Annotated in this window: 17 protein-coding genes; 9 read left to right on the top strand and 8 right to left on the bottom strand. The window is 35.7% G+C overall.

Going from position 1 to position 22130, the window contains the following annotated elements; genetic code table 11:
• Positions 1-25 precede the first annotated feature (25 nt).
• The 3 genes from G5B32_RS14780 to G5B32_RS14770 all read right to left on the bottom strand — a co-directional run bounded on the left by G5B32_RS14780 (position 26) and on the right by G5B32_RS14770 (position 2752).
• Positions 26-973, bottom strand: coding sequence for an MlaD family protein (locus tag G5B32_RS14780; RefSeq protein ID WP_165292290.1), 948 nt, complete (start codon positions 971-973; stop codon positions 26-28).
• A gap of 77 nt (positions 974-1050) precedes the next feature.
• Positions 1051-1917, bottom strand: coding sequence for an N-acetylmuramoyl-L-alanine amidase (locus tag G5B32_RS14775; protein WP_165292289.1), 867 nt, complete (start codon positions 1915-1917; stop codon positions 1051-1053).
• A gap of 10 nt (positions 1918-1927) precedes the next feature.
• Positions 1928-2752 carry an N-acetylmuramoyl-L-alanine amidase gene (locus G5B32_RS14770; RefSeq protein WP_165292288.1) on the bottom strand — a complete coding sequence of 275 codons (825 nt, stop codon included), beginning with the start codon at positions 2750-2752 and terminating at the stop codon, positions 1928-1930.
• Between the two features lie 210 nt (positions 2753-2962).
• Between G5B32_RS14770 and G5B32_RS14765 the strand changes: the two genes are divergently transcribed.
• The 5 genes from G5B32_RS14765 (at position 2963) to G5B32_RS14745 (ending at position 12692) form a co-directional block, all read left to right on the top strand.
• Positions 2963-5575, top strand: a complete 2613-nt coding sequence (locus G5B32_RS14765; RefSeq protein ID WP_165292287.1) for a putative LPS assembly protein LptD — start codon at positions 2963-2965, stop codon at positions 5573-5575.
• Positions 5576-5598: 23 nt separating this feature from the next.
• Positions 5599-6843 (top strand): competence/damage-inducible protein A, encoded by a 1245-nt coding sequence (locus tag G5B32_RS14760; protein WP_165292286.1) that lies wholly within the window; start codon positions 5599-5601, stop codon positions 6841-6843.
• A gap of 101 nt (positions 6844-6944) precedes the next feature.
• Positions 6945-8315, top strand: a complete 1371-nt coding sequence (locus G5B32_RS14755) for a dihydrolipoamide acetyltransferase family protein (RefSeq protein ID WP_165292285.1) — start codon at positions 6945-6947, stop codon at positions 8313-8315.
• A 98-nt stretch (positions 8316-8413) separates the two neighbouring features.
• Complete coding sequence (cls, locus tag G5B32_RS14750; RefSeq protein WP_165292284.1) at positions 8414-9898, top strand: cardiolipin synthase; 1485 nt, start codon at positions 8414-8416, stop codon at positions 9896-9898.
• A gap of 85 nt (positions 9899-9983) precedes the next feature.
• The gene (locus tag G5B32_RS14745) at positions 9984-12692 is read left to right on the top strand and encodes a carboxypeptidase regulatory-like domain-containing protein (protein ID WP_165292283.1); all 2709 of its coding nucleotides are present in this window, start codon (positions 9984-9986) and stop codon (positions 12690-12692) included.
• A gap of 51 nt (positions 12693-12743) precedes the next feature.
• Here G5B32_RS14745 and G5B32_RS14740 read toward each other — a convergent pair whose 3' ends face one another.
• The 3 genes from G5B32_RS14740 to G5B32_RS14730 are packed head-to-tail and all read right to left on the bottom strand — an operon-like array spanning position 12744 to position 16382.
• Entirely contained in the window at positions 12744-13601 is an 858-nt protein-coding gene (locus G5B32_RS14740; protein ID WP_206366918.1) for a DMT family transporter, read from the bottom strand.
• Positions 13601-14632, bottom strand: coding sequence for a YihY/virulence factor BrkB family protein (locus tag G5B32_RS14735; protein ID WP_165292282.1), 1032 nt, complete (start codon positions 14630-14632; stop codon positions 13601-13603). The genes G5B32_RS14740 and G5B32_RS14735 overlap by 1 nt, the downstream gene beginning before the upstream one ends.
• Positions 14622-16382, bottom strand: a complete 1761-nt coding sequence (locus G5B32_RS14730) for an AMP-dependent synthetase/ligase (RefSeq protein WP_165292281.1) — start codon at positions 16380-16382, stop codon at positions 14622-14624. The genes G5B32_RS14735 and G5B32_RS14730 overlap by 11 nt, the downstream gene beginning before the upstream one ends.
• A gap of 187 nt (positions 16383-16569) precedes the next feature.
• Between G5B32_RS14730 and G5B32_RS14725 the strand changes: the two genes are divergently transcribed.
• Positions 16570-17076 carry a hypothetical protein gene (locus G5B32_RS14725; protein WP_165292280.1) on the top strand — a complete coding sequence of 169 codons (507 nt, stop codon included), beginning with the start codon at positions 16570-16572 and terminating at the stop codon, positions 17074-17076.
• Between the two features lie 44 nt (positions 17077-17120).
• Here G5B32_RS14725 and G5B32_RS14720 read toward each other — a convergent pair whose 3' ends face one another.
• Complete coding sequence (locus G5B32_RS14720) at positions 17121-18854, bottom strand: M61 family metallopeptidase (protein WP_165292279.1); 1734 nt, start codon at positions 18852-18854, stop codon at positions 17121-17123.
• A 145-nt stretch (positions 18855-18999) separates the two neighbouring features.
• Here G5B32_RS14720 and G5B32_RS14715 point away from each other — a divergent pair, with 145 nt between their 5' ends.
• Positions 19000-19863, top strand: a complete 864-nt coding sequence (locus tag G5B32_RS14715; protein ID WP_165292278.1) for an N-acetylglucosamine kinase — start codon at positions 19000-19002, stop codon at positions 19861-19863.
• A 12-nt stretch (positions 19864-19875) separates the two neighbouring features.
• Entirely contained in the window at positions 19876-20382 is a 507-nt protein-coding gene (locus tag G5B32_RS14710; RefSeq protein WP_165292277.1) for a glutathione peroxidase, read from the top strand.
• A 37-nt stretch (positions 20383-20419) separates the two neighbouring features.
• Here G5B32_RS14710 and G5B32_RS14705 read toward each other — a convergent pair whose 3' ends face one another.
• A complete protein-coding gene (locus tag G5B32_RS14705; RefSeq protein ID WP_165292276.1) occupies positions 20420-21004 on the bottom strand; it encodes a thymidine kinase in 585 nt (194 codons plus the stop codon).
• 197 nt (positions 21005-21201) lie between these two features.
• Between G5B32_RS14705 and G5B32_RS14700 the strand changes: the two genes are divergently transcribed.
• The gene (locus G5B32_RS14700) at positions 21202-22089 is read left to right on the top strand and encodes a hypothetical protein (protein WP_165292275.1); all 888 of its coding nucleotides are present in this window, start codon (positions 21202-21204) and stop codon (positions 22087-22089) included.
• Positions 22090-22130: the final 41 nt, after the last annotated feature.

Raw genomic sequence — 22130 nt, 5'->3', positions numbered from 1 at the left:
CCCTCAGAAATTCTCAAGGCTATTTTTATTTCGTGTCTTTCTTGCCAAATATGGATATTTTCAAATATTTCCCTGGATTGGTTTTCAAGTCATTGACGAGTTGATCCAAGTTGTCTGAGGCATTACTCAGATTATTGTACAATTTGTCATCATTAACCAATAGACCAATAGATCCCTCACCTTTGTTTATCTTATCCGTAATAGCTAGTACATTTTTCATTGCCTGATTGGCATTGTCAACAGTTGCCTTTATTTCAGTTTTTGACAGGTCAGATGACAGATTGTCTAAATTAGCGACGATATGATTAATGCGACTGCTATTATTTTTGAAATTATTGGTTATCGATTCAAGATTCTGCATAATCTTAGCCAAACGTACTCTTTCTGATCCCATCAGATCCTCTACATCCGAAGTAATGGTCTCAACATTTTTTAAGGATTTAGAAATACTGCGTAGGCTGGTTTTGAAATCACGTTGAAATTCATCATCCAAAGCTGTATTCACAGCAGATAATACAGAGTCTAATTTTACAACCAAATCTTCTACTTTCTTTTGTAAAGGCTCTACTTTTTGAAGGAGGTTAGCTTGCACATCTGATTGCAAAGGATCTCCATCTCGAGCGTAGGTTTTGCTATTTCCAAGGTCGAAAACAATGACCTTACCACCTAAAAAACCGTCATTGGAAATGCGTGCAATGGTATTGGAAGGTATATTATAATCATCTTCGATTTTGAATTCTGTTCGAATTTTTCCGTTATCAAGAAGAGTAGTTTTGGAAACACGGCCTATTTTAAAACCATTAACTAATACTGGATTCGATACAGCCAAGCCATCGACATTGTCATAATCTGTATAAAATGTATTTTCGGAACTGAAAACATCATTTCCTTTTAAAAAACTGTATCCTATAAATAATAAAGCTATGGCTATAGCCGTTAGAGCACCTACTTTTGTTTCGTTTGATAATTTCAAAGTTACTGTGTGTTTAGATTCTACATGAATATACTAATAACATACTAAATATAGAAAATGTTTAGCTATCCGTAGAATTAGAATTTTTTAATAGCATTAAATAAACTATTCACAATCGCATCTTGACCTTTGTCAGACATTAAATATTTTTCTTCTTCCGAATTGCTTATAAATCCAACTTCAGTCAATACAGCGGGCATTCCAGCCGTTTTCAATACAGCCAAAGGAAGTTCTTTGATTCCACGGTTAGCACGACCAATTTTGCTGTATTCTGTTTGCATTAGCTTCGCTAAACGAATGCTTTGATCGCGATATTTTCTTTTTAGAATTTTAAAGACAATATAAGATGCAGGATCTTTCGGGTCAAAACCACCGTAATTGTCTTCGTGATTGTCCTCCAATAAGATAGACGCATTTTCACGGATGGCAACATCTTGATTTTCCATACTATTGTAACCTAGTACAAATGTTTCAGTTCCTTTTACAGCAGTATTCAAGACTTTTTGAGTAACCCAATGCCCCTTTTTATTTTTTACTCTTCGAGTTGTTTCTCCTCCGGAGTTTAGGTGAATGGATACAAATAAATCCGCGTGATGTTTATTGGCTAACGCAGGTCGTTCATACAAGTTAGGATACACATCCGTTTTACGTGTATAAATTACTTTTGTGCCTGGAATTTCGGCTTCTAGTTTTTTACCTAATTTCAGGGTAATATCTAGAGCAATATCTTTTTCACGTGAAAGCTTCCCCACCGCTCCAGGATCTTTTCCGCCGTGTCCCGCGTCAAGTACAATTACTTTTCCTTTAATTTTTCCAGTATTCGAAGAAGGAGGGACGTCAACAGATGCATATTTGAAACTGCTAATAATTAAGAAAGCGCCACTAAGTAGTACGCTTGTCAATCCAATTTTGATAAATTTGTTAACCCTTTTTCTTCTCAACATATACTTCTTTTTATCGTTCTACAGCCGCTTTATAATTCTTAATAGCATCTACAAGATTTTTTACAATCTCAGCTTGCCCTTCTTCAGACAACATATAATCTTCTTCGGTAGGACTAGAAATAAAACCAATTTCAGTTAAAACAGCGGGCATGCTGGCACGTGCTAACACTGCCAAACCTTGTTCTTTCACACCGCGATTAGGTCTATTTGAAGTCACAAATTCATTTTGGATTAATGAAGCCAATCGAATACTGCGGTCACGATATTGTCTTTTCATCACTTTAAAAACAATATACGAAGAAGGATCTTTTGGATCGAATCCCATCAAATCCGCATTGTTTTCCTCATAATTATCTTCTAATAACATATCCGCATTTTCACGGATAGCTACATCTTGTTCATTCATACGGTGAAAACCCAAAACTAAAGTTTCGGTTCCAGTAACTTGAGGATTTCGTGTACGAGCAGTATTGGCAGAATTTGCGTGTACGGACATGAAGATATCCGCATGATTTTTATTTGCTAATTCCGAACGTGTACGGAACGGCACATCCACATCTGTGGTTCTGGTCAATAATACATTTATACCTAATTTCTCTTCCAGCTCCTTTTTGAGCTTCAAGCATACCTCCAAAACAATCTCTTTTTCTTTTGAACGGCGACCAACAGCGCCTAAAGCCGCACCTCCATGACCAGGGTCAAGCACCACTGTAAAAGTTTTTTTTGGAGGATTGGTAGAAGAATTAGGAGAGGTTTGGAACGATGAAGCTGTATAAATAAAAATAACGGCTAAAGCGAAGTAACTTATATATTTAACACTATTTAAAAATTTCATTTTTATTTTTTTAACATTTTTGTGTGAAGATTCAAAAACAGTTCAAAAGCAAAGATAAGTCATATTATTTTATTCAAAAAAATATCCACTTTATCTATTCGTTTTTTGACTATTTTTGTCCTCAATAGTTTATTTTTGCGCTAAATTAATTATAAGAATTTCAATTTGAAGACGCTAACGAGTTTTTTATGTGTTTTAGTATTCCTTGTAATGGGAATAAACGAGGGGTATTCGCAAACTATACGTACGCAATCTTCAAATATTTCCGTGCAGGACACATCAAATATTACGCCAGATACCACAAAAAATCACTTAAAACTTACCAACGGTAAAGATACCGTGGTGATGAAAAATGAAAGTGGATTAGAAACCGTAGTTACTATTGTGGCTAATGATTCATCTTGGAACGAAGTAAGCAAAAATATTATTCACTTATATAGCGGTGCAAAAGTAAAGTATCAGGAATTTGAGCTTTCTGCAGATTATATTCGATTAGATCGTAATACCAATATGCTATATGCAAGTGGTGTGGTAGATCATACCGGAAAATATGTTGGACGCCCTGTGGTGCTTTTTCCGAATGAAACGCCTAAGGCTGTAGACTCTTTATTATACAATTACAAAAGCCAAGAAGGTAAGACTTTCGGTATTATGACCGAAGAAGATGGCGGATATATCCAGGCACGGGTGCTTCGTAAGAATATTTACGATGAAATGTCCATTCAAAATGCCATGTACAGTACATGTGATTTACCTTTTCCACATACGCATTTCGGTATTGCTATTCCAAAAGGATTAATTACGCATAAGCAAGTTATTGCCGAATGGCCTCACTTGGTAGTTCAAGGTATTCCATTCAAATTCATTACTGTTCCTTTTGGCTTTTTCCCAAAAACAAATAAAAAACAAGCAGGATTTTTATTTCCTTCGTTTGGTGATGACGTGACGCGAGGATTTGGTTTACGTGACTTTGGATGGTATTTGACATTTAATGATTATTGGGATTCAGAATTAAGAGGTTCGTTCTATTCAAAAGGGGCTTGGGAATCATCTATTCGTACGAATTACTTGGTGAATTATAAATTCAGCGGTGGTTTTAATATTCGTTTCGCTTCGACGCCTACAGGGGTAGAAGGTTCTGATAATTATAAAAGGGCAAAAGATTTTAACGTGACCTGGACACATACCCAACGTCAGGAAGCAAATCCAGGAACATCGTTTTCGGCTTCCGTGAATTTTGGTACTTCATCGTATTTCCAGAATTCTGGTGCAGGTAGCACCTATAACTATCAAGAGTTGACACGTAACAATATGTCCTCTTCCATTAGTTACGGAAAAGTATTTGCGGATGGAAAAGTGAACTTCACGTCGAGTGCTACACACCGTCAAGATATGTCAACAGGAAAAGTAGATTTGGAATTGCCACAATTCTCCTTGAATGTTTCGACATTTAATCCTTTTGATTCCAAAGATCGCGTAGGTGAGCAAAAATGGTATCAACGTATTACGGTAGGTTATAGTTTACAAGGTCGTAACTCTTTGTCAACTGGTGACTCTACTATCTTTAGTAAGCAAACATTACAACAATTTACGAACGGTTTTCAACACAATATTCCTGTAAGTTTAAGTTTGAATGCATTTAAACATTTCCAATTCAATACATCAGTTAACTATACAGAACGTTGGTATTTGCAAACTATTCGTAATTATAGAGCCAATGAAATCAATGGTTACATCAATGTAAAAGATACTGTAGGTGGTTTCCGCCGCGCTTATGATTATTCCATGTCGAGCGGTTTATCAACTAAAGTGTATGGTATGTACCCTAAAATTGGAAAAATTGAAGCCATTCGCCACGTAATTACTCCATCTATTAATTTTAACTATAGCCCAGATTTTGGTGATCCTAAATACGGATTTTACAAAGAATGGATTAACCAAGATGGCCGATTAGGCAAATATTCCATCTTTGATGGAGCTATTTTTGGTGGTCCAGGTGCGGACAAACAAATGGGTATCGGCTTCTCCATAGATAATAATATCGAAGCTAAGGTTAGAAATAAAGGGGATTCTACGGAGACGGGAAATAAAGCATTTAAGAAGATCCCTATTTTGCAAGGTTTAACTTTTAGTGGTAATTATAATTTTGCTGCCGATTCATTGAAAATATCACCTATTTTATTTTCAGGAAGAACAAGCCTATTCAATGAAAAAATAAATTTAAATTTTAATGGTTCATTGGATCCGCTAGAATTGGATAATCAAGGTCAGCGTATTGATAGATATTCCATAAAAAATGGAAAGTTAGCCCGTTTGACAAATTTCGGTTTGTCGTTTGATTATAGCTTTAATCCAGATGCAAATAAGAGCCGAAATAACAATATCGACTCAATGCGTAATCAAATGCCAAACATGACCAAAGAGCAGGCGGAAGCTTTGTCACGCATCAGTAGAGATCCAAACGCGTTTGTGGATTTCAACATTCCTTGGAACTTGGCAGGATCTTTCAGTTTGCAGTATTTCAAACGTTTTGATACCGAAGTACGAAGAGAACGCAGCGACTATACAGCGACTATAAATTTACATGGCGACGTGAATGTTACCCCAAAATGGAAAATCCAATTTAATTCGGGTTACGATATCAGACAGAAAGAAGTTGCGATGACTAACTTTTCTATTTACCGCGATTTGCACTGTTGGGATATGTCTGTGGGTTGGGTTCCTTTTGGACGATACCAGTCTTATAATATTACGATTCGCGCAAAAGCTTCTGTATTGCAAGATTTGAAGCTGACAAAACGTAATAGCCATTATTCATATTAGATTTTTTTTGCTAACTATGTGTTATGAATGCTGAAATCATAACCATAGGAGATGAAATACTATTAGGTCAAATTGTTGATTCTAATTCCGCTTGGATTGGTCAACAATTTAACCTTCTAAATATTCCTGTCACCCAAATAACCTCTATTTCTGATAAATCAGAAAATATTTTGGAAGCTCTAAAACAAGCTTCAAGTCGTGCTGATATTATAATCGTTACAGGAGGTCTTGGGCCGACAAAAGATGATGTTACCAAACAAACGATTTCTACTTATTTTCTAAAGCCTTTAGTGCGTGATGTAATGGTGTTAGAGCATGTTCAAACTTTATTTTCAAGAGTAGCACCTGGAAAGATAATGCCTGATATTAATCAAGCTCAGGCAGATGTCTTAGAAGATTGTACAGTTTTGTTTAATGATGTAGGAACTGCTCCAGGCATGTTAGTGGAGAAGGAAGGAAAAATCTTTGTTTTCTTACCAGGTGTACCATTTGAAATGAAATACCTGATAACAAATCGTTTAATTCCGTTGTTAAAAAATCTTGGTGGGCAACAACCTATTCAACACCGCCATATTATCACTATTGGATTAGGTGAATCATTTCTAGCAGAGAAAATTGCTGACATTGAAAATTCGCTACCCCCTAATATTAAGTTAGCTTATTTGCCTAAATTAGGCTTAGTGCGCTTGCGTTTGACTCAAATAGGTGAATCTGCCGAAAGTATAGATGACTTTCATGCCAGGTTTGTCCAACGCTTGGGACATCACGTCGTTGCAAGTAAAGATATTACTTTAGAAGAAGCTATTGTGGAAACCTTCTCTAGTGAAAACCTCAAATTGGCTACAGCGGAAAGCTGCACAGGTGGAAGTTTGGCAAGTGGTATTACGGCAATTTCAGGTGCTAGTGCGATGTTCGATTGTGGAGTGGTTTCTTACCATAATAACATCAAACAGGAACTTCTTGGAGTTAAAGCAGATACCTTGGAAAAATTTGGTGCTGTAAGTGAACAAACGGTTATAGAAATGGCCGAAGGAGTCAAAAAACTTGCAAAAGCAGATTACGCTATTGCGACGAGCGGAATAGCAGGTCCAACAGGTGGAACTGCTGATAAGCCAGTAGGTACAGTTTGGATTGCTGTAAGTGGTAAAAATGAAACACAAACTCGCTTGTTTCAATTTCGTAATGATAGAGCAGTGAATATTGAACGTACCGTGGCTAATGCTTTTGCGATGCTTTGGAATATGTATATAAAAGATAAGAGCAATTAGAAATTTACTTTTGTGAAATTAGAATTTTAAAATATTATATTTTGTTTTTAGGGATTCTATTCCTAATTATTTAATTTAGTAACATAAAACACAAAATTAATATGGCAATATTTAAGTTGATTCTTCCTAAAATGGGTGAGAGTGTATCGGAAGCGACAATCACAAAGTGGGTGAAAGCCATTGGTGATTCGATTAAAGAAGATGATACTATTGCAGAAATCGCTACGGATAAAGTAGATTCAGAGGTACCATCCCCTGTAAATGGTGTGTTGAAAGAATTTCTTTTTCAAGAAGGAACTATAGCTCAAGTGGGTGAGGCTATTGCTTTAATTGAAATTGATGGGGAAGAGAGTTCATCAGAAGAACATTCTAGTACTCTTATAGAAGAACCTACAACAAAGGAAACATCCCAAACTAACGTGGAAGAAACTGATTTTGCTATTCCAGGTATTGATAAATTAGAAACAAAAGAAGATTCGGTTTCTTCTTCTACAATAACAGAAGGTCGATTTTATTCACCATTGGTGCGTAGTATTGCACAACAAGAAAATGTTTCTCAAGTTGAATTGGATACTATTATCGGTTCGGGATCAGATGGTCGGGTGACCAAGCAAGATGTTTTAGATTATATCGCTTCACGAGGAGTTGCACCGGTTCGTCAAGCACAAGTAACACAAACTGCACAAAAATCACATACAACAGGTTCTGTTTCTAAAACTACTCCAATCCCCTCCGCTCCAGCGCAATTGATAAAGAGTATGAATGGTGATGAAATCGTGGAAATGGATCGTATGCGTCGTCTTATAGCGGATCACATGGTTCAAAGTATCCATACTTCTCCGCATGTGTTTTCGGTGGTTGAGGCCGATGTTACCAACTTGGTGAATTGGAGAAATAAAGTAAAAGATGCTTACAAAAAGCGTGAAGGTGAAAATATTACTTTTACCCCATTGATTATTGAAGCTATCAGCAAAGCATTAAAAGATTTCCCTATGATCAATGTTTCCGTAGATGGTTATAATATCATTAAACGTAAACATATAAATATCGGTATGGCTGCAGCTTTGCCTTCTGGAAACTTGATCGTCCCTGTTATAAAAGACGCGGATCAATTGAGTTTGGTCGGACTAAGTAAAGCGGTGAATGACTTGGCAAATCGTGCTCGTGCTAATCAATTGAAGCCAGACGATACACAAGGAGGTACATTTACGTTTACTAATATTGGTGCGTTTGGAAATATCTTTGGGATGCCAATCATCAATCAACCTCAAGCAGCTATTCTTGCTGTCGGTTCGATTACTAAAAAGCCAGCAGTTATCGAAACGGAAGATGGGGATGTAATTGCGATTCGCCATATGATGTATTTGACCATGTCATACGATCATCGTGTAATAGATGGCGCATTAGGAGGAACTTTCCTAAGAAGAGTAGGGGATTACTTAGAGAAATGGGACAAAGACCGTGTAATCTAAGAATTCAAAAATATATTTAAGATTAAAATTGGAGCCTACAAATAGTAGGCTTTGTCTTTTATGTAGTATATTTATCAATAAATAATAAGCTATCTTGAATGCATCTGGAACAATTAAAACCTTTTATTGATTTCGTCGTTAACTGGTATTGGGTGCCACTTTTGATTCTTTATGCAGGTATTATCGGTGCTATTCTCATCGAAAACCGAAACCCTACCAAAACTGTAGCTTGGATTTTAGTCATTATATTTTTGCCGTTTGTAGGAGTAGTACTTTATTACTTCTTTGGACAAAAATTTGTCAAAGTCAAAAAAATCAAACGTATTAATCGGCAGCAAGCTTTGCGGCTGGAAAAAAAATGGAAGGAACTGGATCCCATTATGGAATCTTTTATTCAAGATATCCATGAGGATATAGGGGATCTTTCCAAAGTCTTCCGATTAATGAAAAAAGAACGTTTATCTTCACCTACTTTGCATAATGATGTACAGCTACTGATTAATGGTGAAGAGAAATTTAAATTTTTATTAGAAGATTTAGCAAAAGCAAAGCATTCCATTCATATGGAATATTATATTTTTAATCTGGATGGCATAGGCCTTCAGATTCTGAATCTTTTAGAACAAAGAGCTGCAGAAGGGATAATAGTACGATTAATTGTTGATAGCTTTGGTTCTCCTGATTTGGTGAAATATATGCGAAAGCAGAAAAATTCTAAAATTGATTTTCATGCTTTCTTGCCTGTAACTTTTACTTCACTGGCTAATTCCAATTACCGTAACCACCGCAAAATCTGTGTGATAGATGGTCGCATAGGTTATGTGGGAGGCATTAATATTTCGGATAAATACATTAATAGGTCCGATGTACCGAATAAAGTTTATTGGCGGGACACTTCTGTTCGTGTTAAGGGATTAGCAATAAATCTATTACAAGTTTCTTTTTGGAATTCATGGAACCAGACAGATGGAAAATCTTTTTTTCTGGAAGATGGATATCTGCACGTTATTCAAGAGAAAGCCAACGAGAAAGGTAATGCTGGAGTGGGGTTTGTTTCCAGCGATCCCGCATCTGTCGGACCTTTTAATATGGAAGCTTTGCTCATTGCAATTGGTGAAGCTAGTTCAAAAATTCAATTGTGTACACCTTATTATATTCCGAGCGAAGAATTAGAACGTGCCTTGATCATTGCTGCAGCTTCTGGGGTGGAAGTGGAATTAATGGTGCCAAGTACCTCGGATTCTTATTTTGTGCAACATGCTTCCTTTTCATTTCTAAAACCTTTATTGGAGCGCGGTGTGAAAGTTTATCTTTACAATAAAGGATTTTTGCATGCTAAAACTGCAGTAATAGATGATAAATTGGCTTTTGTTGGTACAGTAAATTTAGATATCCGAAGCTTTTACATTAATTATGAGATAGCGGCAGTTGTTTCCGATCAAACCATAGCATTAAAGTTATCTGATCAGTTTGAGCAAGATAAAAAGGATGCTGAATTATTGACCATAAAAGCTTGGATGTCACGTCCACGTTGGAAAAGAGCCGCGGATTCAGTTTGCCGATTAATGGCGCCACTTTTATAAAAAAATGTTAAAAAAACAGAGTTTAGCTCCTGTTGTATGCCAAAGAATTTTAAAATTTGTATTTTTAGCTAAATACATTGTATAGATGAAAAAAATAAACCTCATATTTTCCGTATTCTTTTTAATTTTTCAAATCCAATTTCTACAAGCACAAGAAATACCTCGTATTCCGATCAATACGGTGGTAGAGCGTGTGCAAAAATATTTAGGAGTTTATCCAGTTGAGAAAATACACTTGCACTTTGATAAACCTTATTACGCGGTTGGCGATACGCTATGGTTCAAAACTTATTTGTACACTAACCAATTGGAATATCAACCTAGTAAAATTGCGTATGTAGATATTATCAATGGTCGAGATTCGTTGATTCAAACATTGCGTATTCCCTTAAAAAATAATGGTGGAGAAGGCTATTATGTGCTAGATCCGCAGGTGATAAAGCAAGACAATTACCGCTTTAGAGCGTATACCAAGTGGATGATGAATTTTAGTGTTGATTATTTGTACAATAAAATCATTACGGTAGGAGATGCGATTAACAAAAAATTAGGATCAGAGGTTTCCTATGTAACTGAAGGAAATAAAACTAATGCAACCATTCAATTTAGAGATCGAGGCGGTGCACTTTTGGCGCGTAAGAAAATCACTTGGGAAGCTATTGACGGTTGGGATCCTTTTGATAAAGGAAAAGGAGAAACAGACGATTTGGGACGAGCAAATATTTCTTTTTCTGCAAAGGAAAAAGAGCTCTTCAAAAAAGGCAGATTAATAGTGAAAATTGATGGCGAAACTTCTATGGTAGGTGATTTCCCATTGAAAAATGCCTTGACTGAATATGATGTACAGTTTTTCCCAGAAGGGGGAGATTTATTAGCAGGTGTTGATAAGCGAGTTGCTTTCAAAGCTATTGATTCTCATGGTAAAGGTGTTCGTGTCAAAGGGAAAATTATTAATTCCAAAAAAGCTACGGTCGTTGAATTTGAAGATTTTGGATTAGGTATGGGGTATACGCATTTCGCCCCAGCTGCTAATGAAACATACAAAGCTGTAGTTACGATTAATGGTCAAGAACGTACTTACGATTTGCCTGCAGTAAAAACGGAAGGGATTAATTTAGCGATTAAAACAGTAGCAAATGATGCAGTCCAGGTGGAGATTATCACAAATGATACTTATTTGGACAAAATACAAAATCAGCCCTTTTATATCTTTGGTCAGATGAATGGCCATTTAATTTATGGTGCTCAGGTTACGGTGAAAAATGCGAGTTCCGTCGTAAATGTACCTATTCAAGATCTGCCAAATGGTGTGATGCAATTCACTTTGATGACGGCTCAAGGTAAAGCAATCAGTGAGCGTTTGGTATTTTATGATTATGCCGAAAATTTAGCTATCCAAATTAAAACGGATAAATCGGCTTATAAAAAGAAAGATAAAGTCGTCTTGGATATTGCAAATTTAACATCTGAAAAAGCGGCGACAAATCTTTCGATTTCTGTTATAGATGAGGCAAAAACTCCTTTTGATGAACATCAAGAAAATACGATTTTAAGCAATTTGTTGTTGACTTCAGATTTAACGGGGTTCATTGAGAAACCAAACTATTATTTTGATGAGAAAGTCACGAACCGTAAAGATGCATTGGATGCTTTATTATTGACACAAGGTTTTAGAAGATTCTCCTATGATGACTTGGTAGCTGAAAAATATCCAAAAATTGACGCAGAGTTTTTACCAGAACAAGGAATTAAATTGTCAGGTACTTTGCGTTTGAATACGGGACGAACTTATCCAAATGGAGGATTATTACTTTCAATACCAGCAAGAGCGATCAAAAAAGACACTTATACAGACAACAATGGACGTTTTGCTTTTGAGAATTTGAACTTTCCAGATTCGGTGAAAGTTACTATTAATGCACGTAGTAACGACAACTACCGCAATATCGTTATCAATATGGATCAATCATTTTTCCCTGCTGTGGATGAAAATAATCCATACAAAGCAAACGATATTTTGAATATTGACAAGGAAATGTCCAACTATTTGGCGAATAGTAAAAATGAATTCAGAACTTCTATATTAATTGATGAAGTAACTGTGACGGCAGATCGTAAGGTGCAGCGTACAAGTAAAGAATTTTCGGCTTTGACAGGACTCTCTATGGCGGATCATCGTATTGAAGGAGATCGTCTAAGCGGCTGTAATGTATTGACAATGTGTCTGAATACGATGCTTACGGGTGTGACTTACGATGCCAATACCTTGAAATATTATTTAACAAGAAGCTATAACCAAGGTAGTCGCGTTCCAGTACAGTTCTTCTTGAATGGTATGCCAATTGACGAAAATACTTTGAATTCTATTAATCCAACTGAAGTAGAAGCAATTGAAATCTTCACACGTGATGATTTAGGAACGGTAAGTCGTTTGTATCAAAATGATGGTGTGGTATCCATCATTACGAAGAAGGAAAAACCTAAAGGTCCGCGTATGACTTTAGCGCAAATCGAAGCGATGTTACCTAAGTCTAATGTGATTGATTTATTCCCATTAGGCTATATCAAAGAACGTAAATTCTATGCGCCGAAGTATGAAACTGATGCTCAAAAAGCTACAAACGATTACCGTACAACGATTTATTGGAATCCTACAGTCGAGTTGGACGATAATGGTAAAGCCACTTTGGATTTCTATAATGCTGATGGAAATGGTAAATATAAAGTAGTCGTTGAAGGATTAGATAGTACGGGACGAATAGGACGTACGGTTTACCATTATAATGTAAATTAGAAGAATTACTTTAATACAAAAGCCAACTACAAAGTTGGCTTTTTTTATAGGCTAATTATCAGGGCTTTTCTTTCTGAATATTTTTTGGTCAAATAAATTGAGAAATACTCCAAGTAATATCACAAGAATAGCCAATAGACTCATCGAATTAAATGTCTCTTGGAAGAAAATATATCCAAATCCCAAAGCGTAGATTACGCCTAAGTAATTTAAGCTAGCAACTTTAGCCAAATTGGCGCTTTGATAGGAGAGTGTCATATGATATTGTGCTAGTTGCGTGCAAATTCCAATTAGTAAAAGATAAAGCCAATCCATACCTTCAGGAGTTTTCCAATCAAAAAAGGAATAAATCCCGACAACGGGTATAGTTAGTAATGGAAAATAAAATATAACTACTAATGGATGTTCACTTCCTTTACTTCTGGCAATCATATTGTACGCTAGTCCAGCAAACAGAGCCGCGCTCAGCCCAATGCACACATCCAAAGTGGAGATACGAAAATCAAAACCTTTAAGCATAAACACACCAGCGATTGACATGGCAAAATACAAAAATTGAATAGGTCTTATTTTTTGCTTAACTATAAAAATACCCAGTATTGCTGTAAAGAAAGGTGAAAGATAATTGATGGTGACAGCGGATGCAAGCGGAATATGCTGCAGGGTATAAAAAGAACCAATCAGTCCCAAGCAACCAGCTATTCCGCGCATTGTTAATACGGGAATATTATTACCCAAAGGAGGAATATTATTTTTTCGTAAATAATAATAAGTTACTACAAAACTGAATATACTTCGAAATAATACAACTTCTAATGTAGGGAGATGGGACACAAATTTCACGCATACATTCATGATGGCAAAGAAAAATCCCGCCAACAGCATGTATTTAATACTTTGGTCTTTCACTATTGAACGGGTTCGTTGTGTTTTTTGACCAATTCGCGCTTTCCAGTTTCTGGATCAATTTCTAACTCTGTTTGTTTTACTAATACTGCATAAGAAGCAGGCGTGATACCTCGACCGTATCTGATAGCATACTCTTTGGTAAATTCCGCTCCGAAATATAAAATTGCAGCTGAATAGTATACGAACGCTAAAAGGATAATAATCGATCCTGCGGCGCCATAAGCTGTTGCTGTGGCATTATAGGATAGGTAAAGAGAAATACCATATTTACCTATCATAAAGAGCAATGTAGTAAATATAGATCCTCCTAAAATATCTTTAAATCGTACTTTAGCATCGGGCAAAAAAGCAAAAATAAACCCAAAAAGGATAACGATAACGACAAAGGTAATACCATTATTTACCCAGTTCCAAAATTGAATATCTAAATGCTGAATATTCCATTTATCTAATATCAGCTCAATATTTTTAGTAATTATTCCGATAATACTACTTATCAAAAGTGACGCAATTAATAGAAAACTCAAGCCCAAAATCATGGAAAATGATATTAATCTATTGATAATCATTTTGAGCCAACCTTTTTTTGGTTTTGCTTTTACCTTCCAAATAAGATTGATCGAGTTTTGAATATCGACGAATATTGTCGTTGAGGTCATTACTAAGGTAATAATACCAATAAGAAGACCAATACTGGATTTATTTTCAAGAGAAATTTGTCTAACAGCATTGTCCAATAACTTTGCTATTTCTCTGCCGAAGAGCTCATTTAGCTCAGTCATCACCTTATTTTGTGCGCCATCAGGACCTTCGAGCTGACTGCCGTAGAAAAAACCTAAAGCCCAAACTAAAATAATAATAAGTGGTCCAATGGAAAAAACAGTATAATACGCCAGAGAAGCGCTCAATTTCATGCAGTTATCTTCAGCGAAACCATTTCCACTGTCTATTAATAATTTGCCAAAGCCTTTTATCTTTTGGATAAAAGGCTCTTTTTCTTTTTTTATAGTTTTTTCAGTTCTATTCAGCATAAATTCTTTTGATGTCTTCTTCGTGTTTTTGAAGAATAATCTTTCTTTTCAATGATAATTTTGGTGTGAGTTCACCATTATCAATGGTCCAATCCTTAGGCAATAATACAAATTTTTTCACCATTTCCCAGTGTCCAAAATTCTCATTTGCTTTGTTTATTTCTTGCTGATACTTTTCGAGAATTTGTGGATTTTTAATAATAGATTCCTTCGATTCAAAAGGAATACCTTTGATTTTGCAATATTTTTCCAACTCTTCGTATGCCGGAAAAATGAGCGCAGCAGGGAATTTTTTATTTTCTCCAATGATCATTACCTGACCTATTAACACCGATTCCATCAATTTGTTTTCCATCACTTGCGGCGCAATGTATTTTCCACCCGCAGTTTTGAAAATCTCTTTTTTGCGATCTGTAATTTTTAAGAATCCGTCCTTTGTTAATTCTCCAATATCTCCCGTATGGAAATAACCGTCTTCGTCAATAGTTTCTTTGGTGGCTTCATCATTTTTATAATAACCTTTTGTGATGGAAGGACCTTTTGCCAAAATTTCACCATCTTCGGCAATTTTTACTTTCAAATTTTTTAGAACACGACCCACGGACCCAAATTTCACATCATTCTCATCCCAGGAATTTACAGCTATTACAGGCGAAGTTTCGGTTAAACCGTAACCTTCTAATACTTTAATATCAGCTGCCCAAAATACGCGAGCCAATCTTTCTTGCAAGGCAGCTCCGCCCGATATTATGAATTTGATGTTGCCTCCCAGAGCTTGTTGCCATTTGGAGAAGATAAGTTTACGGGCTATACCCAGTTTTATATTATACCAGCTTCCATTGAGCTTCGGTTCTTTGAATTGATGCCCTAGCTCTAAAGCCCAGAAAAACAATGATTTTTTTAAACCTGTCAAAGCTTTTCCTTTTTCTATGACTTTGTCATAAACTTTTTCTAATACACGTGGAACAGTTGTGAATACATGAGGTTTTACGTCATTGATGTCGGCTACGATATTATCTAGACTTTCCGCATAATAGATGTTTACTCCTTTTGAAATGTACATATAAACCACCATGCGTTCAAAAATGTGGCATAACGGTAAGAAACTAAGTGCTTTTTTGATGTCATCCGTTAATAACGGCGAACAGGCAGCCACATTGCTGATAATATTGTGATGAGTCAGGTATACCCCTTTAGGTTTACCTGTCGTTCCCGAAGTATAGATCAATGTCAATAAATCATCAGGTTGCACGGCCTCATTGTAGGCAGTAAGATCAATATTTTGTTGTTTCCCTAATTCAAGGAGTTCAGTATAGTTTTTTTGGTTTGGAACTTCGTCCAATGTATAAATATCTAATGCTAAATTATTTTCCGCGACAGCTTTTACGACTTTTGTAACTAACTCTTGGTTGCTTACAAAAAGCATTTTAGCTTCTGCATCTTTGACGATATAGGAAAGATCTTGAGCGGAAAGAGTTGGATACAGCGGCACTAAGGCTACCCCTAATTGATTACAAGCAAAGTCCACAAAATTCCATTCAGGTCTATTACCGGACATAAGTGCAACTTTATCACCTTTTTGAATTCCTTTGGCGAGAAGTCCTTTACTCAAGTTATCTACGATCTGAAGGATTAGATCCTTGTCGTAAGATTTCCAGCCAGAACCGTTTCTTTTGGAAAGTTTTAGAATTCTCCCAGCCGTATCGATGTCAGTTTTTAAAAAGTCAAATAATCGTGTTGGTTTACTCATGGTCTCAATGTATATTTTTATAAGTGGTTATCTTAAACGCTATGTTAGCATAATAAATTTAAAGAAAAAGTTTAGGAAAAACTAATATTAAATGAAAATTACCTAATTAACATACCTTAACGAATTTTATTGGAGATAAAATTGAAATTATGTTATTTTTGAAGCAAATCCATTATTTATAATCAATATGCAAAAAGCAATACGTAATATTTTTTTGATTGCTGCAGCAATTTTCTTAGGTAAAGATGCTTCAGCTCAATTAACAAGTGACCATGCCGTTGGTTTACGTTTCGGTTCTGCCTCTGGTATTAATTATCGCCATACCTTAGCTCCAGATAGAGCTGTGGAAGGAATTTTAAGTGTGAAAAGTAATTCTTCAACTAGTTCATTTAGATTAGTAGGATTATATGAATATCACAAGGAATTACCTTTAAATAATTTTAGTTGGTACTACGGTTTTGGCGGTAGTGTGGGTAATTACACGTATAAAGCTTATACTAACAATGAAGGTACACATATTCCGAAGAACTCTGAATTGAGTTTGAGTATTGATGGTATAGTTGGTGTAGAATATAGCTTGCCTACGGCACCTATTTCTTTGTCATTGGATGTAAAACCTTATTTTGACTTTTTACAAGAGTCTACGATTCGAGTATTTGACCCTATTGGTTTTTCCATTAGATACAAATTCTAAAACAAGAAAGGCTTTTCACAAATGAAAAGCCTTTCTTGTTCTTATTATAGAGATAACCAAATATTTCCTAATCTACGTTGTTCCTCTGTAGCATTAGTCATTCGCTCAATACTGAATGATTTTTTGTTCGATGTAAGAAGTTCTACTTCTATTTCTCGAATTAATCCATCACGGGAAATAAGAATTTTCACCTTTTCTCCTTCTTCGCTATGAGACAAAATATAATCCAAAGCTTTTCCATTGATTTCTATACGATGACCATTAATTGCAATTAATTCGTCATGTACATTTAATCCAGCCTTCCAGGCTGCAGAATTACGGTCAATGTTTTTAATAACGGTATGACCTTCATTACTGCCAATTTTGATTCCTAGACTTTGGTGATCTTGATCGTCCGCTTGGTTCACTAATTCGTAACCCACAAGATTGAAATATGAATTATAGTCGATATCTTCCGTGCTATGTGCAGCTTTAAATATATCATCTAAATTTACGGCAGTCACTTCTTCGGCCAAAGCTTGGAACTCATCTTCCTCAAAACCTCTATTTTCAATCAAATAGAAATGTTCGTAAGCAGCTTTCATTATATCATCCAATCGTTTCGCACCATGAGTTTCAGCAATAATTTTGATGTCTAATGCTGCGGCATGCATAGCACCTTTATTATAATAGGAAATAGCTACGTTTTGCGAATTTTCGTCAGGACGATATTGTTTGATCCAAGTGTCAAAACTAGATGCTGCGGCACTTTGTAGCAGATAGCCTGGTCGATTATATACTAAATTGAAGTCTACAGCTAATTTTTGAAGGTATTCTGTTTCATCAAAAAATCCACAACGACGAATGATTAAATTATCATAGTATGAAGTGAATCCTTCAATAATCCATAATCCTGTAGTGTAGTTTTCCTGCTCATAGTCAAAAGGTCCTAAAGCTTTAGGACGAAGACGTTTCACGTGCCACAAATGAAAATATTCGTGTGCAACTAGACTTAGATAGTTTTTGTAGGCGCTAGGTTGCGAATAGCCAAAGCGTGATGCAGCTAAAATAGTCGAGTTTAAATGTTCTAAACCACCGCTTCCATTTTGGTAATTGTGCGTGACGATGACGTAATAGTCATTGGGATTGGAACCCCAAATTTTATTTTCCTCTCGCACGATTTTAGTAATATCTTCTGTCAATTGGTCCTTGCTATAATCGGCTGGACCAACCATGGCACATTCATGCAAAATGCCATCAATATCAAATGACCAGGTATCTTGATTTCCAATTTCGATTGGTGAATCAAAAAGAATATCAAAATTGGGTGCATAAAATGTATTTTCTTCGGAAATCTTTTGTAAACCTGTGGAGATTTTATTCCATGATTTATAAAGATGAATCTTCACCGAAGTTTCTAAATCTAAATAGCCATCAACATACATAAATGTTCCCACAGGACTCAAAAACGCTCTGGAATCATCGATAAATGAAGTGCGAACAGAAACTTCAAATCCGTAAACGGAGTATGAAATCACTAATTTTCCTTTTGGATTATGTACGCGCCAAGTATTTTTAGCAGTCTTTATTGCTGATAAACTATTTCCTTCTGTGTTTTTAGCGTTGAATCGTTCTACATTTTTTGAATATTCGCGAACCAAATACGATCCTGGTGCCCATACCGGCATTTTGATATCAATATATTCTTGGTCTTCAAATCCTTCAATCATCATTTGCACATCCACGTAATGAGCTTGAGGTTCCGAAAAAGATAATTCAAAATGTATAGATTTTGTCATGTGTTGTGTCCTTTAGAAAATTTAACCAAAGGTAGAACTAATGAAAAGGAGTTCAAAATATTAATAATAATACCATTTGTATAGACTAAAACTCTACTTGGATTTGTTATATTTGGGATAGGAAAAGTTAAACTAAACAAGGATAATGATACTAGTTGCGGATAGCGGTTCGTCGAGTTCGGATTGGATGCTAAATCTACCTGATAGCAAACCTTTATTTTTCAAAACCAAAGGATTGAATCCCTTCTTTGTGAGTGAAAAAGAAATTGAGAAAGTGATGAAGGATGTACCAGAGATTATTCCCTACTCACAGGAAATTAAAGAAGTGTATTTTTTTGGGGCAGGCAGTATAACACCAGATAGAAGAGAGATTGTTTCCAACGCCTTGACGACTTTATTTCCGAATTCATTTATTTCTGTAGAGTCCGATTTGTTAGGTGCAGCTTATGCTACATTAAAAAATAATAAAGGCTTAATCGCAACCTTGGGAACGGGGTCGGATATTAGCTTTTATGATGGTCAAGTTTTGCAGCCTAGTCATCATGGTATTGGCTATATTTTAGGAGATGAAGGTTCAGGAGCATGGTTTGGTAAGAAATTGATCACAAATTTTCTTTATGATACCATGCCTCGTGATATAGCCAAATTATTTGAAGAAAAATACCGTCTCAACAAAGATAACGTCATTAAAAACGTATATCAGAAGGATAGACCTAATTCCTATCTTGCTTCCTTCATTCCATTTATGTCGGAGCATCGATCGCATCCTTATATAGATAAATTGCTTACAGAAGGATTTGATGAGTTTGTTCGTACCAATATCATGACTTATCCTAATTACTGGGAATACAGTTGCAATTTTGTCGGTCGTGTAGCTTACACATTTGATATGCATATAAGACAAGTTTGTCAGATGCATGGTGTCAAAGTTGGCAAAATTCTTGCGAGTCCTATCTATGATTTGTTCGACTATGTAATCGAACGCGAAACATCTAATCTTTCATATTAAAACAATACAAGTATGATTACCTTATTAATGATATTAAATATGATACTTTCACCTTCATCGGTGTATGATTTTTCATTCCAGTCTATTGATGGTCAAGAAATAAAATTATCGCAGTTCAAAGGGAAAAAATTGTTGTTGGTAAATACAGCTTCAAAATGTGGATTTACACCACAATACAAAGAACTAGAAGAATTACACAAACTATATGGTAAAAACCTAGTAGTCATAGGATTCCCTGCTAACAATTTTGGGAATCAAGAGCCTGGAACGAATGAAGATATTGCTGAATTTTGTGAACAAAATTTTGGTGTAACATTTCTTATTGCTGAAAAAGTAGAAGTGAAAGGCGAAAATATTCATCCACTTTTCAAATATTTGATAGAACAACCCAATCCTGATTTCACGGGAGATATCAATTGGAACTTTGAGAAATTCCTGATTGATGAAAAAGGGAAATTGGTACATCGTTACCGTTCTAAAATCAAACCTTTAGATCCAGTAATTGTCAGTCAATTATAATACTAGAAAGCCTTCGACATTTTCGAAGGCTTTCTAGTTATTTATCCTCATCTATATAGTAACAATGACGGCAACGTGGTTCGTAACTTTCTTTTTCTCCGAGTAATACGACGTTATCATTCTTGGTAAATCTATAAGAGTAATTTGCGGGAGCACCACATTTTACACAGACAGCATGTACCTTATATACATCTTCAGCGACCGCCATAATATTCGGCATTGGACCAAATGGTCTTCCTTGATAATCCATATCTAAACCAGCTACAATCACACGAACACCGCGGTTGGCTAATTGTATACACACATTAGGTAGTTCATCGTCAAAAAATTGCGCTTCGTCAATACCGACTACTTTGGCATCCCCACCAAGCAAAAGAATGGCTGAGGAATGCTCCACTGGTGTTGATGGAATACTGTTGCTATCGTGAGATACGACCTCTTTTTCGTCGTAACGAATATCAATAGCAGGTTTGAAAATTTCAACAGGCAATTTTGCAAATTGTGCTCTCTTCATACGACGTATCAACTCTTCAGTTTTACCTGAAAACATAGATCCACAAATCACCTCAATACTACCCACTTGTCTATCTCTTTGACTGAAATATTGTTCTGAAAAAAGCATATTTTTTTGATGTATAGGTAGATTTACTTTTTTGCGAAAGAAATGTAAATCAACCTGTGTTTGACGATACGAATATCGAAATTATATCTTATTTTTGAAGTATAAAAAGGAAGTTGAAACGAAAACTATGTCATTTTCAGACGTTTTCGTTTTCCACTTGTTCACTGTCAACTTAAGGTTAAAATAAACATATATCCATGGCAAAAACTAAAGGGCAAATCATCTCAAAAATAGATTATCTTTTTGTAGATATTCAATCTCAATATAATGAAATAAAGAAATCAAGTGAAATTGATATCGTAGATATAACTTTGTTGGAAGCAAATCTTGCTGCCTTAACCAAGCATTTTGAAGCTTTGAAAGCTCAAGCTCAATTGACGCAATCTGCGAATTTTCAACAAGAAATTTCAAATAAGACAATATTCACTCCTGCTACAGAAATAAGCAAACCTGCTGATGATACGCAAGAAGTGTTTGAAGAGATTGAAGAAGAGCTCCCAAAAGTAAAGGATAAACAGGAAGAACCTAAACAAGCTGAATTTGCTTTCAATATCAATGATGTGACACCTGTCGTTGCTCAGGAGGAGGATCCAATAGAATCCGCGGATGATGTATCCGATATTGCGCAATCAATTGAAGCTCCTGTTCTAGAAGAGGAGGAGGAAGAAGTGGTAATTCCAGTTTCTATTCCAGCTAAAGAAGTGGAAATCCCTTCTGCAAGTGTATCTGTTCCAGCAGCTGAAGATGCCCCTGCACGTCCTTTATCTATCAATGAATTAATCAAACAGCAAAAGCAAGCAGGAATCAATGTGACGCAACAATTCCAAACATCTACTGCCAAAGAAAAGGTGTTGGATTTGAAAACTGCTGTAAGTTTAAATGATAAGTTGCTTTATATTAAAGACTTATTTAATGGGTACAGTTTGGCGTATAGTGAAGCAATCGAATTGTTGAATAGATTTGATTCATTTGCCGAAGCAGATGCATTTTTGCAATCCAATTACGCTGTGAAAAATGGATGGGCAGAAAAGTCACAAACAGTAGAGAAATTCTACAATCTTTTACAACGAAAATTTAATGTCTAAATCATAAAAAAATCCTGTAAGCTTTCTTACAGGATTTTTTG

The organism is Sphingobacterium sp. SGL-16 (genome assembly GCF_011043515.1).
GTDB lineage: Bacteria > Bacteroidota > Bacteroidia > Sphingobacteriales > Sphingobacteriaceae > Sphingobacterium > Sphingobacterium litopenaei.
This window is presented reverse-complemented; position numbering and strand designations above follow the sequence as displayed.

What these genes read in the sequence shown, in the direction of transcription:
- G5B32_RS14775 (WP_165292289.1), bottom strand. Translation starts at nt 1,917, where the DNA reads ATGTTGAGAAGAAAAAGGGTTAACAAATTTATCAAAATTGGATTGACA.
- G5B32_RS14770 (WP_165292288.1), bottom strand. Translation starts at nt 2,752, where the DNA reads ATGAAATTTTTAAATAGTGTTAAATATATAAGTTACTTCGCTTTAGCC.
- G5B32_RS14765 (WP_165292287.1), top strand. Translation starts at nt 2,963, where the DNA reads ATGGGAATAAACGAGGGGTATTCGCAAACTATACGTACGCAATCTTCA.
- G5B32_RS14760 (WP_165292286.1), top strand. Translation starts at nt 5,599, where the DNA reads ATGAATGCTGAAATCATAACCATAGGAGATGAAATACTATTAGGTCAA.
- G5B32_RS14755 (WP_165292285.1), top strand. Translation starts at nt 6,945, where the DNA reads ATGGCAATATTTAAGTTGATTCTTCCTAAAATGGGTGAGAGTGTATCG.
- cls (WP_165292284.1), top strand. Translation starts at nt 8,414, where the DNA reads ATGCATCTGGAACAATTAAAACCTTTTATTGATTTCGTCGTTAACTGG.
- G5B32_RS14745 (WP_165292283.1), top strand. Translation starts at nt 9,984, where the DNA reads ATGAAAAAAATAAACCTCATATTTTCCGTATTCTTTTTAATTTTTCAA.
- G5B32_RS14735 (WP_165292282.1), bottom strand. Translation starts at nt 14,632, where the DNA reads ATGCTGAATAGAACTGAAAAAACTATAAAAAAAGAAAAAGAGCCTTTT.
- G5B32_RS14730 (WP_165292281.1), bottom strand. Translation starts at nt 16,382, where the DNA reads ATGAGTAAACCAACACGATTATTTGACTTTTTAAAAACTGACATCGAT.
- G5B32_RS14725 (WP_165292280.1), top strand. Translation starts at nt 16,570, where the DNA reads ATGCAAAAAGCAATACGTAATATTTTTTTGATTGCTGCAGCAATTTTC.
- G5B32_RS14720 (WP_165292279.1), bottom strand. Translation starts at nt 18,854, where the DNA reads ATGACAAAATCTATACATTTTGAATTATCTTTTTCGGAACCTCAAGCT.
- G5B32_RS14715 (WP_165292278.1), top strand. Translation starts at nt 19,000, where the DNA reads ATGATACTAGTTGCGGATAGCGGTTCGTCGAGTTCGGATTGGATGCTA.
- G5B32_RS14710 (WP_165292277.1), top strand. Translation starts at nt 19,876, where the DNA reads ATGATTACCTTATTAATGATATTAAATATGATACTTTCACCTTCATCG.
- G5B32_RS14705 (WP_165292276.1), bottom strand. Translation starts at nt 21,004, where the DNA reads ATGCTTTTTTCAGAACAATATTTCAGTCAAAGAGATAGACAAGTGGGT.
- G5B32_RS14700 (WP_165292275.1), top strand. Translation starts at nt 21,202, where the DNA reads ATGGCAAAAACTAAAGGGCAAATCATCTCAAAAATAGATTATCTTTTT.